This window comes from uncultured Agathobaculum sp. (assembly GCF_963927765.1).
Classification (GTDB): Bacteria; Bacillota; Clostridia; order Oscillospirales; family Butyricicoccaceae; genus Agathobaculum.
In genome coordinates, this window is record NZ_CAWVCU010000066.1 from 13,524 (window position 1) to 29,615 (window position 16,092).

Sequence of the window (16,092 nt, forward strand, 5' to 3'; positions counted from 1 at the left end):
ATGCCGCAGTGGACAAAAGACCAACAAACCGCAATCCAAAACCGGGGCGGCACATTGCTTGTCTCGGCGGCGGCGGGCTCGGGCAAGACTGCTGTGCTGGTCGAGCGGGTGCTTACCCGTCTGACCGATCCGAACGATCCGGTGGATATTGACCGCTTACTGCTTGTGACCTTCACCAGCGCTGCCGCCGCCGAAATGCGGGAGCGTATCGGCGCGGCACTGGCGCAGGCAGCTGCACGCGACACACAGGATACGCGCTTGCGGCGGCAGCTGTTTCTGGTGCATCGTGCGAAAATTACGACCGTGCATGCGCTGTGCCTGTCGCTGGCACGCGAGCAAGCCGCGACGCTCGGCATTGCGCCGGATTTTCGGCTGATGGACGCGCAGGAGGGGAAAATTCTGCGCGCTGAGGTGCTGGAAGAGGTGCTCGACGCAGCGTATGAGCGCGGCGACGCAGGCTTTTTGACGCTCTGCGATTTGCTGACCGCGGGGCGTGACGACAAAAAGCTGGGCGATGTGATTTTGAGCACATACGAAAAGATTCAGGCGCATCCCGATCCGCGCGCCTTTCTGGAAACGGTGCGGCAGGGATTGCATGCAGACAGTATGGACACACCGCACGCGCGTGTGCTGCTGGCACAGGCACGTGCCGCCGCCGAGCACGGCGCGGCCTTCCTGCATATGGCAGTGGATGCCGTGACCGGCATTGATGAGCTGTATGACACCTATCTGCCCGCGCTGACGAGCGACCTGAATCAAGCCGAGCGCCTGCTGGATGCGCTGCACGGCGGTGACTGGGATGCCTGCGTAGAGGCCGCGCAGTCGATCACATTTGACCGCCTGAAAGCCGCGCGCAAATTCGAGGATAAGGCGTTTCTCGAAGAGATCAAGGCAATGCGCGAGGAGTGGAAAACGGTCACCAAAACCATCCGGGAAAAGTGGCTGACGGTCACAGCGCAGGAAGCCGCTTATGACCGCGCGCTCACCGCGCCCGCACTCTCTGCGCTGATCGACATGGTAAACGCCTTTGAACAGGCGTTTTCCGATGCTAAGCGTGCGCGCAACGCGGCAGACTTTAATGATTTGGAGCATTTCGCCGTACGCTTGCTGTACGACGGGGGACAGCCTTCGACGCTCGCACGCACGCTCAGCGAGCAGTATGCCGAGATTGCGGTGGACGAATATCAGGACACCAACGCGGTGCAGGATGCGATTTTCCGTGCCCTGTCGCAGGGGGAGCGCAACCTGTTTCTGGTCGGTGACGTGAAGCAGAGCATTTACGGCTTTCGTCTGGCCGACCCGTCCATTTTCCTGCAAAAGTATCATGCCTTTGCCGATGCGGATGAGGTGCAGGACGATGCGCCGCGCCGTGTGGTACTCGGACAGAACTTTCGCTCACGCGCGGCGGTGCTGGATGCGTGCAATTATCTGTTTTCGGCGGTCATGGGCGAGACTGTGGGCGACCTTGTCTATACCGACCGCGAAGCGCTGCACCTTGGCATGGACTATCCAGATGCCGGGCATGCGCGGTACAAGAGCGAGGTCTTGCTGCTGGACGCGGCGGGACTGGGCGAGGATGAAGACGCGCCGGATAAGACTTCGTTGGAAGCGCGTTTGGTTGCGTCCCGCATCCGCGCGCTGTTGGATGAGGGATTTCCGGTTTACGATAAGGAAACAGGCGCGTTGCGGCCGGTCACGCCGGGCGATATCGTCATTTTGCTGCGTTCGCCCAAGCCGCGTGCGCAGGCGTTCATTGCGGCGCTCGAGCAGGCTGGCCTGACTGCCAGCGCGGAGGAGCGCGGCGGGCTGCTGGGGACGGCTGAGGTCGGCACGATGGTGTCGCTGCTCAGTGTCATCGATAACCCTCGGCAGGATGTCGACCTCATCGGCGTGCTGCGCTCGCCCTTGTTCGGCTTTTCCGAGCAGGAGTTGGCTGATATCCGGCTGACTGATCGCAGTATCAGCTTTTATGATGCGTTGATCACTTCGCGCGGACAGTTTGACAAAGCAGAGCTGTTTTTGCAGCAGCTGGACGATTTGCGCACGTTTGCTTGCGATCAGCCGGTATACCGCCTGCTGTGGGAGATTTACGACCGCACGGGCGCGCTCGGTTTATATGGTGCGCTGCCGAACGGCGCTCAGCGGCAGAGCAATCTGCTCGCCTTTTTCGAGCGGGCGCGTGCATTTGAAGCGCAGGGCTATCGCGGCCTGTTTGCCTTTGTGCGCTTGCTGCGCGGCATGCAGGAAACGGGCGAGGACTTTCAGACGGTCGGCGCGGAGACGACAGGCGGCGCAGTGCGCATTCTGTCCATCCACAAGTCCAAGGGACTGGAGTTCCCTGTGGTGATCGTTGCGGGCTGCGCCAGTCAGTTTAATGAGATCGACCTGCGCGAGCCGGTATTGGTGGACAAAGAGCTGGGCTTTGGCTCGAAGTGCCGTGATTTGGAACGCGGCATCCAATATGATACGATCGAGCGAACCGCGGTTGCAGTGCAGCAGCGGCGCGAGATGGTCAGCGAAGAACTGCGCGTGTTGTATGTCGCGCTGACACGCGCGCGGGAAAAGCTGATTATCACCGCGGCAAGCGGGACACTGGAAAAATCGCTGCAAAAGTGGGCGCAATGGGCGACGCTCGATACGCTCCCGCAGTATGCCATGGGTGCGGTGCGCGCGCCGCTTGCGTGGATCGTCGCGCCGCTGCTGCGGCATCCTGCATCGCGTGCATTGCGGGAAGCGTATGAGTTGGATGTACCCGAGCATGGCACGGATTGCGATGCATTCCTCCTGCGGGTGTTCCGGCCGGATGAGGTGGCGGAACCCACTTTGCCAGAGGTGCTGCGCTTTGCCGAGCAGGATACGCAAGGCTACACGGTGCAGCCGTATTTGCAGTACCCTAGCGCGTTTCTGTCCGAGCTGCCCAGCAAGCTGACCGCGACCGGTTTGGGTCGCGGCTACCGCGCCGACGAGGCGGCAGAGCAAACTCCACCGCCTCGCCGCGAGGTAAAGCTGCGCGCGCCGCTGTTTGAGCAGGGACAACGCCGTCTGACCCCGGCGGAGGTGGGTACGGCGCATCATTTGTTCATGCAGTTCTGTGATTTTGACGCTGCTGCCGCGTCCGGAGGCGTGGAGCGTGAACGGCAGCGTATGGAACAGGCTCGCTTGCTTTCACCAGAGCAGGCGGCAGCGATCGACCCGGGCAAGATCGAGCGGTTTTTTGCGTCTGATTTGTACCGTGGCCTGATGGTGGCGCATCCGGTGCGGCGGGAGTTTAAGTTCTCGGTACTTGTGCCGGCGGCGCAATATTTCCCAGTGGCGGAACAGGCGCCCGACGAAAAGGTGCTTCTGCAAGGCGTGATCGACTGTTTGATTGATACGCCGGAAGGCTTTGTAATTTTGGATTTCAAAACCGACCGGGTGACGGAAAACGGTATCGCCGCCCGCGCGGAGCAGTACCGTGCCCAGATGCAGGCCTACATGCTGGCGGTGCGAGAGATCTTTGCACGGCCGGTCAGCCGATGTGTATTGTATTTCTTCCACAATGGTCTGAGCTGGACGGTGGAGGGAAGTTAAGATTGCGTTAAAAACACGGATGGGCAGTTGACAGCGCAAGGGTAAAATGCTACCCTGTAAGCGGAAAAACAAGGGGTACCGGCGCTGAGCCGGACGATCCCGCTCCTGTTTTTTGCCCATAACATTCATTCCTCATTTCCAAAAGAGAGAACCGCGGTTTGCTATGCAAGCTGCGGTTCTTTCTTTTTGCGGTTTGCATAACGGCAAGTTGGCAAATAAACGCAAAATCTGTCATATGTTCGCTTTACTTTGTTCGGTAAAAAGGATATAATAAAAGGCATCATCGAATCCGGAAAACAGGAATGAAGAAAAGGAGAAACTTTATGGCATATTATTTCAGTGAACCTTCGCATACGTTCAACGAATATCTGCTTGTGCCGGGGTATTCCTCTGCGGAGTGCATTCCGGCGAATGTCAGCCTGCGCACTCCGATTGTCAAGTACCGCAAGGGAGAGCAATCTGCGCTGTATGCCAATATTCCGATGGTTTCCGCCATCATGCAGGCGGTTTCGGATGACCGCATGGCGATTGCACTGGCACAGGAGGGCGGCATCTCCTTTATTTACGGTTCGCAGACGATTGAAAGCGAAGCGGCGATGGTAGCGCGCGTAAAGAGCTACAAGGCGGGCTTTATCGTTTCTGATTCCAACTTGCGTCCGGAGCAGACGCTGGCGGACGTATTGGAGCTCAAGGCAAAGACCGGTCACTCCACTATGGCGGTCACGGACGACGGCACGGCAAACGGCCGTCTGCTCGGCATTGTCACCAGCCGCGATTACCGCGTTTCCCGTATGGAGCGTAATGTGCCGGTATCTGAATTCATGACGCCGTTTGATAAGCTGGTCACCGCACCGGCGGATACCACCCTCAAGGTGGCAAACGACATCATCTGGGATCACAAACTCAACTCGCTGCCGCTCGTAGATGATGAGCAGCATCTGGTTTATATGGTGTTCCGCAAGGACTACGACAGCCACAAGGCAAACTCGCTCGAGCTGCTCGATGAGCACAAGCGCTATGTGGTCGGCGCTGGTATCAATACCCGCGACTATGCCGAGCGCGTGCCGGCGCTGGTAGAGGCTGGCGCGGACGTGCTGTGTATCGACTCTTCCGAGGGCTTCTCTGAGTGGCAGAGCCGCACGCTTGCGTGGATTCGTGAGAATTATGGCGACAGCGTCAAGGTTGGCGCGGGCAACGTGGTTGACCGTGAGGGCTTCCGCTTCCTTGCAGACGCAGGCGCGGACTTCGTTAAGGTTGGCATCGGCGGCGGTTCGATCTGCATCACCCGTGAGCAGAAGGGCATCGGTCGCGGTCAGGCGACTGCGCTGATCGAAGTGGCTGCAGCGCGCGACGAGTATTACCTCGAAACCGGCGTGTACGTGCCGATCTGCTCGGACGGCGGCATCGTGCATGACTATCACTGCACGCTGGCGCTGGCAATGGGCGCGGATTTCCTCATGCTTGGCCGTTATTTCTCCCGTTTTGACGAATCCCCGACCAATAAGGTCAATATCAACGGCAGTTATATGAAGGAATACTGGGGCGAAGGTTCGTCCCGTGCACGCAACTGGCAGCGCTATGATATGGGCGGCGATAAAAAGCTGTCCTTTGAAGAGGGCGTTGATTCCTATGTGCCGTATGCCGGTTCGCTCAAGGACAACCTTGGCCTGACGCTCAGCAAGGTTCGTTCGACCATGTGCAACTGTGGCTCGCTCTCCATTCCGGAGTTCCAGAAGAAAGCAAAGATCACGTTGGTGTCTGCGACTTCGATCGTCGAGGGTGGCGCGCACGACGTGCTGCTCAAGGAGACTTCCACCACCAGCAAGTAAGCAAAGCTGCATCTGAAAAGATTGCCCCGTAGATCAACTGCGGGGCAATTCTTGTCGGAAAGGGGAATGAGTATGGAGCCTGGAAGTCGGAACGTTACGGGAGTGATCGTTCGCATGCTGCATGGACTGGGCTATCGCGTGCGGCGCAGCGGCGGCGTGTTTTTGCGCTGGTGCGTGTTTGCGGTGGTGATCGGTCTGGTGGTTGGCGCGGTGGGCGCGGCGTTTCATCTGGCGCTCGAATGGGCAGGGGAGACGCGCGCGGAATACGGCTGGCTGCTGTATCTGCTGCCGTTTGCGGGCGTGTTTATCGCTTTTTGGTACAAGCGAGCGGATATGCCGCTCGAGCGCGGAACGAATTTCATTTTGACCTCGGTGCGGGAAAACCATCCGGTGCGGCTGCGGCTGGCGCCTAGTATTTTTGTGACCTCGATTATGACGCATTTATGCGGCGGCTCGGCGGGCCGAGAGGGCGCGGCCATTCAGCTCGGCGGCGCAATTTCGAGCAATATCGGACATTGGATGCGGCTAGACGATAGGGATAGCCGCACGATCACGATGTGCGGCATGGCGGCGGGCTTTGCCGCGCTGTTCGGCACGCCGCTTGCAGCGAGCGTGTTTGCCATGGAGGTCATCAGTGTGGGCGTGATGTACTATGCGGCGCTGTTTCCTTGCGTGCTCGCGTCGGTCATCGCGCATCAGGTGGCGCTGTCGCTGGGCGGGGAGACAACCGCATTTGCGCTGTCCGATGTACCATCGCAGGCAGAACCGCTGCTGCTGGTCAAGCTGGTGCTATTTGGTGTGGTCTGCGCGGTGCTGAGCGCGGTGGTATGCATCGTGTTTCATCGTATCGGCCACCTTTTCAAAAAGTACATCCCGAATCAGTACTTATGCATCGCGGCAGGCGGTTTGGTGGTTGTGCTGGTGTCTTTGCTGCTCGGCACACGCGATTATAATGGCGCGGGCATGGAGGTCATCGAGCGGGCAGTCGCAGGCGAAGCCAGCTATGCCGCGTTTTTCATCAAATTGGTGCTTACTGCTGTTACCATTGGTGTGGGCTATAAGGGCGGCGAGATCGTGCCGGTGCTGTCCATCGGGGCGACGTTCGGCGCAGCCTATGGCGGCTTTTTCGGGCTTGCGCCCTCGTTTGCAGCGGGACTCGGCATGACAGCGGTGTTTTGCGGCGTGACCAATTCGCCGCTGACCTCGATCTTGCTGGCGTTTGAGCTGTTCGGCGGACAGAGCCTTGCGCTGTTTGCGCTGGTGATTGCTGTTTCTTATATGCTCAGCGGATATTATGGTCTGTACAGCGAACAAAAGATTCTGTATTCCAAAATGCGGCCGCAGTTTATCGACCGCAAGACCAAATAATATGGTTTTCGGGAGGAAAAAATATGCACGAATTTAAGGGTGCGATTTTCGATATGGACGGCACGCTGCTCGATTCCATGCCGGTGTGGAAGCGGTTGACACAGGGGTATCTGGCAGAGTTCGGGCTGACGGTCACGGATGAGGAGTATGCGGCTTGCGAAGGATTTTCACAGCCGCAGGTCGCGCAGTATTTTGCCGACCGGTATCCCGAGCTGCCCGGCGGTGCGTCCGGGCTGATGGAGGGCATGGATCGGCTGATTACCAAACGGTACGAAACCATTGCCAAGCCCAAGAATGGTGTGCTCCGGTTTTTGGATGAGCTGCGCCGCCGTGGGGTGAAAATGGCGATTGCGACGCTGACGGCGCGCCGTCATGCGGAAAAGGCGCTGCGGGACCGGAATATGATGGGGTATTTTGACTTTATGCTCACCATTGAGGATGTGGGCATTTCCAAGTATCAGCCGGATATCTATTTGAAGAGTGCGGAAAAAATGGGGCTTGCGCCTGCCGAGTGCATCGTGTTTGAAGATGCGCCCTATGCATGCGCTACGGCCAAACGCGCGGGCTTTCGCGTCTGCGGCATGGTGGAACCTGCCTATGCAGCGGGAGAAACGCAGCTGCGCGAAGTGAGCGATTTTGTGGTTGAACGGTCGTATGACGAATTGCGTGGAAAACTGTAAGAAAGGGCTTGCAATCTCGGATTTTATCCCGTACACTAATATTAAAGATAAAAAGGTGGCTGCGCCGGACAAGTTCCGGTGCGGCTTCGTTTTGGTCAGGGGGAATGAATTTTGGAAGAACAAAACAAAATGGGCACGGCACGCATGGGTCCGCTGATTTTTTCCATGGCTCTGCCAGCGATGATCTCAATGATCATCAATGCGCTGTACAACATTGTGGACAGCATTTTCGTTGCCCAGTATTCGCAGAGCGCGCTGGCGGCGGTTTCGCTGGTGTTTCCGCTGCAAACGCTGGTCGTCGCGATCGGCGTCGGCACCGGCGTGGGCGTTAACTCGCTGATTGCGCGTCGTTTGGGGGAAAAACGCCGTCTGCATGCAAACTCTGCGGCAGAGCATGGTATCGCGCTTGCCGTGATCGGCGGCATCGTGTTTTTGGTGCTGGGCTTTGGTCTGTCCGGCGTGTTCGCCCGTGCGTTCGGTGCAGCGGAGGATGTCACCGTGCAGGCAATCCAGTATTCGCATATTGCGGTTGGTCTGAGCATTTTCGTCATGGTCTCTATGATGTGCGAAAAGCTGCAGCAGTCGACAGGTAATATGATTATCCCGATGTGTCAGGGTCTGACCGGTGCGATCATCAATATCATTTTGGATCCGCTGATGATTTTCGGCATTGGCCCGTTCCCGGAGATGGGCGTGCGCGGTGCGGCGCTGGCCACTGTCATCGGGCAGATCTTCGGCATGCTGATCGGCCTGTGGGGTGTATTTGTCCATCAGAAGATCTTGCAGGTGAAGATGCGGGAGTTCAAATGGCGTTTCCAGACGGTCAAGGATATTTACCGTGTCGGTCTGCCCGGCATTGTGATGCAGAGCGTAGTATCCGTGATGACGGCGGGGATGAACGCCATTTTGATCGGTTTTTCGCAGACGGCAGTCAACGTACTGGCGGTATATTTCAAGCTGCAAACCTTTGTGTTCATGCCGGTGTTTGGTCTGAACCAAGGCGCACTGCCGGTCATGGGCTACAACTACGGTGCACGCAACAAAAAGCGCCTGTTCGGTGCGTATAAAATCACGTTGACCGCTGCGGTGGTCATTATGCTGATCGGCCTTGTTCTGTTCCAGCTCTTCGCGGAGCAGATGCTTATGATGTTTGTTGACCGCACAGATGAGGCGGCCCTGCAGGAAATGATTGCGGTGGGCGTGCCCGCGCTCAAGATCATCAGCCTGTCCTTCCTTGGCGCAGCATTCGGTATCATCAATTCGACGCTGTTTCAGGCGACGGCCCGCGGCATGAACAGCTTGATCGTGTCGGTCTGCCGTCAGCTCGTCATTATTTTGCCGGCCGCTTGGCTGCTTGGACAGTGGAAGGGATTGGATGCCATCTGGTATTCTTTCCCGATCGCGGAAGTTGCTGCATTTTTCATTTCTTATGTGCTGTTGTGGCGTGAGTACTGCACAGAGCTGCGGTATATCGGTACTGAAAAGGAGAAAAACACATGAAACGCATTGCAAGCTTTGAAGTCAATCATGATAAATTAAAGCCAGGTATGTATACCTCCCGCATTGACGGAGATGTGACGACCTATGACATCCGTATGGTTTACCCCAATGCAGGTACTTACATTCAGCCTGCGGCAGGGCATACGTTCGAGCATTTGTTCGCCACCTATGCGCGCAACTCGCGCTTTGCCGACCATATCATTTACTGCGGCCCGATGGGCTGCCAGACCGGATTTTATTTCCTGGTGCGTGATCTGGCGCCGACGGACGCGATTGAACTGGTGCGTGAGACGATGGACTTTGTGGCGGCTTACGAGGGCGAGATCCCTGGTGCCAGCCGCATTGAATGCGGCAACTATCTGCTGCACGATCTGGCGGGCGCGAAGGCGCTGGCAGCGTCCATGATTCCGGTGCTCAAGGACTGGACAGAAGAAAAATTGGTATATGAAAAATAATGCTTGCATTTTGTCGCGTTGTATGGTATCATATCCTTACGACTGCAAGAGAAATTTTGTGATTTCCCGTGGAAAGAGGTGAAACAACATGAAACAGGGCATCCATCCCGAGTACAAGCAGACCACGATCCGCTGTGCCTGCGGCAATGTCATTGAGACCGGCTCCACTAAGGAGAATATCGTCGTTGACGTTTGCTCCAAGTGCCACCCCTTCTTCACGGGCAAGCAGAAGCTGGTAGACACCGGCGGACGTGTTGATCGCTTCAAGAAGCGTTTCAATCTGGACAAGTAAGAGAAAGCCATCGAAACGGTTGCTGACGAAGCGCGTTTCGGTGGCTTTTCTGTTTTCAAACCCGCCCGCGCACATGCGGGCATGCCCCAGAGAGGGGAGGAAACGATACAATGACCGAACTGGAAAACAAAATGCAGGCAGAGCGCGCGGTGTTGGTTGGGCTGTCCTGCCCGTCCTTTACCGCGCAGCAGGACGCGGATGAGCGCACGATGGATGAACTGCGCGCGCTGGCTGAGACCGCGGGAGCGGAGGCGGTTGCGATGACCTTACAGCGCCGTCCCGCACCGGACGCGCGTACGTTCATTGGCGAGGGCAAGGCAGAGGAAGTGCGGCAGCTTGCCGAGGCCAATGAGGCCACGCTGGTGCTGTTCGATAATGAGCTGTCGCCGTCGCAGACGCGTAATCTTGAGGAGCTGACCAAATGCACCGTGCTCGACCGCTCGGCGCTCATTTTGGATATTTTCGCGCAGCGTGCCCGCACGGGCGAAGGCAAGTTGCAGGTAGAGCTGGCGCAGTATCAGTATATCCTGCCGCGCCTGGCCGGCATGTGGACGCATCTGGTGCGCCAGACAGCAGGCGGCGGCAAAAGTCCGATTGGTACGCGCGGCCCGGGTGAAACCCAGCTTGAAACCGACCGCCGTCACATCCGCAAGCGCATCGACAAGCTGAAAGCGGAGCTGGAACAGGTGCGGCAGGTGCGCGCGGTACAGCGCCGTCAGCGCAAAAAGACCGAGATGCCTATGGTCGCCATCGTGGGCTATACCAATGCGGGCAAGTCCACGCTGCTCAATCAACTGACCGGCGCAGGGATTGAAGCGAATGACCGCTTGTTTGACACGCTCGACCCGACCACGCGCAAAAAGCGTATTTCGGATACGCAGGAAATCCTGCTGAGTGACACGGTTGGCTTTATCCGCAAACTGCCGCACCATCTGGTCAGCGCATTCAAGGCGACGCTCGAAGAACTTGCATATGCAGACCTTTTGCTGCATGTCGTGGACGTATCGGACGAGGATTGGCGTATGCAGGCCGAGACGGTCGAGGGCGTTATCGCGCAGCTGGGCGCGCAGGAAATCCCGCGCCTGATGGTTTACAACAAGGCGGATAAGTGTGATCCGGAGGTCATTCCGTATTTCCGCCCGGATGAGGGCGTTGCCATTTCGGCCAAGACCGGCGAGGGCGTGGATGCGCTGCTCGCAGCCATTGAGCATGCGCTCGGACGCGGAAAGCACCGCGTTAAGCTGCTGATCCCGTATGCGGACGGTGCTGTGCTCGACATGCTGCATCGGGAAGCACAGATCGAATCGACCGATTACGCCGCGGAAGGCACGCTGGTCGAGGCGGTTGTGGACGATAAGACTTTCGGCCGTGTGGCGGACTATCTGGTTGAGGAATAACGCGCAGACGAAAGCGCATTAAAACGGGGATACGCAATGGAAAAGGACTATTTTGTACCCTTTGCCGCGTATGGCGAGGATAAATTTGAAGAAAAACGCTCCAAGTTCACCGGGCGGCTGTGGCGCGTGGAAACAGCGGAGGAGGCGGTTTCGTGCATCAAGGAAATGCGCGAAACTTACTGGGACGCAACGCATAACTGCTATGCCTATATCCTGCGCGAGGGCAATGTCATGCGCTATTCGGACGATGGTGAGCCGCAGGGGACGGCAGGTATGCCCATTTTGGAGGTTCTGCGGCACGAACAGCTGGAAAACTGCCTTTGCGTAGTGACGCGCTATTTTGGTGGTGTGCTGCTGGGCACCGGCGGGCTGGTGCGTGCTTATACGAAAGGTGCGCAGATCGCCGTGGCTGCGGCAGGCGTGCAGCGTATGAGTCTGTTTTCGGTTGCGCTGATCGCGTGCCCTTATAATCTGTACGAAATGGTGCTGCATCTGCTGCCCAATCACGATTGCGCAGTCGAGCAGACCGATTTCGGCGCAGATGTGACGCTGACGGTGACTTTACCGGCAGGAGGGGAAGAGCAACTCAATGCGGCGTTGGCTGAGGCAACTGCTGGGCAGGTATATGCCGAGGTGATGGAAACACGCTTTATGGGCAGGCGCGTAAAATAAAGTGAAAAAATTTGACCCGAAAAAAAGGATTTTGGCGCTGGAGTCAGTATAAATCAAATAGACGATTTTTTTAATGGCAGGAAGCAGGGAGGTGCGTGCCGTATGACGATCCGGGAACAGCAGGAGCAGCGGGAACATCTGGCGCTTGCGCCGTGGGCAACCTTTGCGGATGAGTCACGAGGACGGCAGCGCGAAATGGAGCCGTGTGCCTATCGCACCTGCTTTCAGCGCGATCGTGACCGCATCATCCATTCCAAGGCGTTTCGTCGGCTCAGCCACAAAACGCAGGTGTTTATTTCACCGGAGGGCGACCACTACCGCGCGCGCCTGACCCATACATTGGAGGTGTCGCAGATCGCGCGCACGATTGCGCGTGCGCTGCGGCTCAATGAGGACTTGACCGAGGCGATTGCGCTCGGCCACGATTTGGGGCATACGCCGTTCGGCCATGCGGGCGAGCGGGCGTTGGCGGAGGTGTGCCCGTTCGGGTTCCGGCATAACGAGCAAAGTTTGCGTATGGTCGATCTGATTGAGGATCTGAATTTGACGCAGGAGGTGCGAGACGGCATCATTTGCCATACAGGTGCGAAAAAAGCGGACACGCCCGAGGGACGCATCATCCACTATGCTGACCGCATTGCTTATATCAACCATGATATTGATGATGCGGTGCGCGGCGGCGTCATCAAAAGCACAGATATCCCGCAGCATTTGCGCCGGCGGTTGGGTGACAGCCACGGCAAGCGCATTGATACCATGGTCACTGCGGTGATCGAATACGGTATGGCGCATCAGGAGATCGGCATGGATGAGCAGGTGCATGACGCTATGATGGAGCTGCGTCAGTTTATGTTTGACCATGTTTATCATGGCACCGGAGCCCAGCGCGAAGAGCTGCGCGCCAAGACCATGCTGCGTGGATTATATGAATATTTTGTGGCCCATCCGGACGAGCTGCCGGGGGACTATTTTGTACTCATGACGCGCGGCGAACCGCTTGAGCGCGTTGTGTGCGATTATATCGCGTGCATGACCGACCGGTATTCGATCTCGGTTTACAAAAAATTATTTATTCCAAAAAGCTGGAATAAGATTGAAGGATAAAAAATCCGGCTATCCTACAAAGGAGGTGGGCGAATGGCGTTTGACCGTGTTTTTTTGGATGAATTATCCGCACGGAACGATATTGTGGATGTTGTTTCGCAATATGTTCAGCTGAAAAAGAGCGGCGCAAACTATTTCGGCCTGTGCCCCTTCCATAATGAGAAAACGCCGTCCTTTTCGGTTTCGCCCGACAAGCAGATTTTCCACTGCTTCGGCTGCGGCGCGGGCGGCGGGGTAATCACCTTCACCATGAAAGCTGAAGGGTTGGAGTTTCCTGATGCGGTGCGCTATTTGGCAGCGCGCGCGGGCATGCAGGTGCCTGAGCAGGACGCGGCTGACCGACAGGCAGCCCGCCGCCGGGAACGCCTGTATGCGCTGTGCAAAGATGCAGCAAGGTTTTATTACGATACGTTGTGGCAGCCGGAGAACCGCGCGGCGCAGCAGTATTTTCTCGGGCGTGGCTTGCACCGGCGTACCATGAATCGTTTTGGGCTGGGCTACGCACCGGACTCGTTCCATGCGCTGCTCGACGCAATGACCGCGAAGGGCTATACGCGGGAGGAAATGCTGGACGCAGGGCTGCTCAGCCGCAGCGAAAAGGGGCGCGTGTATGACCGCTTCCGCGGGCGCGTGATGTTTCCTATCATTGATGTGCGCGGCAATGTGATCGCGTTCGGCGGGCGTGTGCTGGACGATTCCAAGCCAAAGTATCTCAACTCGCCCGAAACGCCGATTTTCCATAAGAGCCGCAATTTGTTTGCGCTCAATCTGTCCAAGACAACGAAGAACGAGTATTTCATCCTCGCAGAAGGCTACATGGACGTGATTGCGCTGCATCAGGCTGGGTTCGACTGCGCTGTTGCTTCGCTTGGAACGTCCTTGACCGAGGAGCAGGCGCGCATCATTGCAAGGCATACGGATCGCATCGTGATTTCCTACGACGCGGACGGCGCGGGACAGGCGGCGGCACAGCGCGCGATTGATATTTTGAAAAAATGTGATTTGCAGGTTAAGGTGCTCAAAATTCCGGGTGCCAAAGACCCGGATGAGTTCATCAAAGCAAAAGGGGCGGATGCTTTCCGAGCGCTCATTGAGCGTAGCGAGGATCATAATGCCTATCGGCTGGAGCAGATTGCAGCCAAATACGATCTGGAGGACGATGAGGCGCGCGTGCTGTTCTTGCGGGACGCGGCGCGTATGCTTGCCGGCATCGACAGCAGCATTGAGCGGGAGGTATACGCCGGGCGCGCGGCAAAAATGGCGGGCGTGACCGCTGAGGCGATGAATGTTGAGGTGCGGCGCGAAATGGGCATCCGCCGCAAGCGGCAAAAGGCCGCGGAGCGGCGTGAGATCCGCTCACCGATCGGCATGGCGCAGCCCAAGGACCGCACGCTTGCCTATGCAGATGTCAAATCCGCCAAAGCGGAGGAGAATGTGCTGCGGCTGCTGTTTTACGATCAAAAATTGGCAGCGGGATTGGAAAAAGAATTGCCGCCGGCGTGGTTTTCTGCGCCCGTGCTGCGTAAGATATATGAGCGTGTGCTCACGCTCGACCGGGAAGGGCAGATGGTGGATATCCTGTCATTTGAGGGCTGGCTGGAAGCCAATGAAATGAGCCTGCTCTCCGCGATCCTCGATCAGGGCATTCCACCCGGCGAACACCGGCAGGAAATGCAGGAATACATAAACACGATACGAATGCAGCGCGTCAGAGATGGTACGATTACCGAAGCGGGCGAGGACCCGCTGCTGACCTTTGGACGAATAAAAAAACAAAACGCGGGAGGACAAACGATATGACGACAACGGGCAAGGCAAACGCACCGGAGCAAGCAGTGGACCAGCAGCAGGTGCTCAGGGATCTGCTGGCGCTTGGCAAAAAGAATGGACGGCTGACGCTCAAGGAGATCGCGGATGCGCTGAGCCAGCTGGATATGGAAAGCGACGATATTGATAAGCTGTATGAAACGCTCGAAACCATGGGCGTGGAGATCGAAACCGAAGGCGTGCTGGAAAAGGCGCTGGGCAATGACGATGACGAGGTGTTTGAGCCGGATAACGTGGAGGAAGTTCCGGAAGAGGAGCTGATCGACACCTCCGCTATGGCGGAAACCTTTGCGATCGACGATCCGGTTCGCATGTACCTCAAGGAGATTGGTAAGGTCGATCTGCTCTCCCCGGAGGAAGAGGTGACTTTGGCTGAGCAGATGCAGAAGGGCAACGAGGCGGAAGCTCGCATTGCGGCGGAAGGCGACGCGATTCCTGCCGATGAGCGTGCATTGCTGGATCGCGACGTCAAAATCGGCGAAAAGGCGAAAAAGCGTCTGGCGGAAGCCAACCTTCGTCTCGTGGTTTCCATTGCCAAGCGCTATGTCGGCCGCGGCATGCTGTTCCTTGACTTGATTCAGGAGGGTAACCTCGGTCTGATTAAGGCGGTTGAGAAATTCGACTCGACCAAGGGCTTCAAGTTCTCGACCTATGCGACTTGGTGGATTCGGCAGGCGATCACACGCGCGATTGCCGATCAGGCGCGTACCATCCGCATCCCGGTACACATGGTAGAGACGATCAATAAGGTCATCCGTGTTTCGCGCCAGCTGCTGCAGGAACTGGGCCATGACCCCAGCCCGGAGGAGATTGCCAAGGAAATGAGCATGCCGGTCGATCGCGTGCGCGATATCCTCAAGATTGCGCAGGAGCCGGTTTCGCTCGAGACCCCGATTGGCGAGGAGGAGGATTCCCACCTCGGCGATTTTATCCCGGACGACGATGCGCCCGAACCGGCTGAGGCGGCATCCTTCATGCTGCTCAAGGAGCAGCTGGTCGAGGTGCTTAAGACACTGACGCCGCGTGAGGAAAAGGTGTTGCGCCTGCGTTTCGGCATTGAAGACGGCCACACCCGTACCCTCGAGGAGGTCGGCAAGGAGTTCAATGTCACGCGCGAGCGTATTCGCCAAATCGAGGCAAAGGCGCTGCGCAAGCTGCGCCATCCGTCGCGTTCGAAAAAACTCAAGGATTTTCTCAATTGATACCAAAAGCCCCAGCTGCATAGGCAGCTGGGGCTTTTTGCATTTCTGGGTATTACGTTTTGAGTACCTGTGATTGAAAGAAGAAAAAGAGTATGATATACTAAGACATAGGACCTGTTGACCAAAAGAAATCTGGGCTGAAAGTTGATATTTTCAGCCCAGATTTTTAGCATATATGATGTAAAAAGGATAGCCT

General features: G+C 57.1%; 12 protein-coding genes. All 12 read left to right on the top strand.

Going from position 1 to position 16,092, the window contains the following annotated elements:
* The 12 genes from addA to rpoD all read left to right on the top strand — a co-directional run bounded on the left by addA (nucleotide 1) and on the right by rpoD (nucleotide 15,896).
* The gene (gene addA / locus ABGT74_RS05910; RefSeq protein ID WP_346704842.1) at nucleotides 1–3,570 is read left to right on the top strand and encodes a helicase-exonuclease AddAB subunit AddA; all 3,570 of its coding nucleotides are present in this window, start codon (nucleotides 1–3) and stop codon (nucleotides 3,568–3,570) included.
* A 323-nt stretch (nucleotides 3,571–3,893) separates the two neighbouring features.
* A complete protein-coding gene (locus ABGT74_RS05915) occupies nucleotides 3,894–5,399 on the top strand; it encodes an IMP dehydrogenase (RefSeq protein ID WP_297283783.1) in 1,506 nt (501 codons plus the stop codon).
* A 72-nt stretch (nucleotides 5,400–5,471) separates the two neighbouring features.
* Nucleotides 5,472–6,767, top strand: a complete 1,296-nt coding sequence (locus ABGT74_RS05920; protein ID WP_346704843.1) for a chloride channel protein — start codon at nucleotides 5,472–5,474, stop codon at nucleotides 6,765–6,767.
* Between the two features lie 23 nt (nucleotides 6,768–6,790).
* The gene (locus tag ABGT74_RS05925) at nucleotides 6,791–7,447 is read left to right on the top strand and encodes an HAD family phosphatase (protein WP_346704844.1); all 657 of its coding nucleotides are present in this window, start codon (nucleotides 6,791–6,793) and stop codon (nucleotides 7,445–7,447) included.
* A gap of 111 nt (nucleotides 7,448–7,558) precedes the next feature.
* The gene (locus ABGT74_RS05930) at nucleotides 7,559–8,947 is read left to right on the top strand and encodes an MATE family efflux transporter (RefSeq protein WP_346704845.1); all 1,389 of its coding nucleotides are present in this window, start codon (nucleotides 7,559–7,561) and stop codon (nucleotides 8,945–8,947) included.
* Nucleotides 8,944–9,402, top strand: coding sequence for an S-ribosylhomocysteine lyase (locus ABGT74_RS05935; RefSeq protein WP_346704846.1), 459 nt, complete (start codon nucleotides 8,944–8,946; stop codon nucleotides 9,400–9,402). The genes ABGT74_RS05930 and ABGT74_RS05935 overlap by 4 nt, the downstream gene beginning before the upstream one ends.
* A gap of 88 nt (nucleotides 9,403–9,490) precedes the next feature.
* A complete protein-coding gene (gene rpmE, locus ABGT74_RS05940; protein WP_031475830.1) occupies nucleotides 9,491–9,694 on the top strand; it encodes a 50S ribosomal protein L31 in 204 nt (67 codons plus the stop codon).
* A gap of 110 nt (nucleotides 9,695–9,804) precedes the next feature.
* Nucleotides 9,805–11,091, top strand: coding sequence for a GTPase HflX (gene hflX, locus ABGT74_RS05945; RefSeq protein WP_346704847.1), 1,287 nt, complete (start codon nucleotides 9,805–9,807; stop codon nucleotides 11,089–11,091).
* 36 nt (nucleotides 11,092–11,127) lie between these two features.
* Nucleotides 11,128–11,763: a YigZ family protein gene (locus tag ABGT74_RS05950; RefSeq protein ID WP_346704848.1), complete on the top strand. Its 636-nt coding sequence runs from the start codon at nucleotides 11,128–11,130 to the stop codon at nucleotides 11,761–11,763.
* A gap of 102 nt (nucleotides 11,764–11,865) precedes the next feature.
* The gene (locus tag ABGT74_RS05955) at nucleotides 11,866–12,867 is read left to right on the top strand and encodes a deoxyguanosinetriphosphate triphosphohydrolase (RefSeq protein WP_346704849.1); all 1,002 of its coding nucleotides are present in this window, start codon (nucleotides 11,866–11,868) and stop codon (nucleotides 12,865–12,867) included.
* A gap of 33 nt (nucleotides 12,868–12,900) precedes the next feature.
* A complete protein-coding gene (gene dnaG, locus ABGT74_RS05960; RefSeq protein ID WP_346704850.1) occupies nucleotides 12,901–14,667 on the top strand; it encodes a DNA primase in 1,767 nt (588 codons plus the stop codon).
* Entirely contained in the window at nucleotides 14,664–15,896 is a 1,233-nt protein-coding gene (rpoD, locus tag ABGT74_RS05965) for an RNA polymerase sigma factor RpoD (RefSeq protein ID WP_346704851.1), read from the top strand. Before dnaG ends, rpoD begins: the two co-directional genes overlap by 4 nt.
* Nucleotides 15,897–16,092 lie beyond the last annotated feature (196 nt).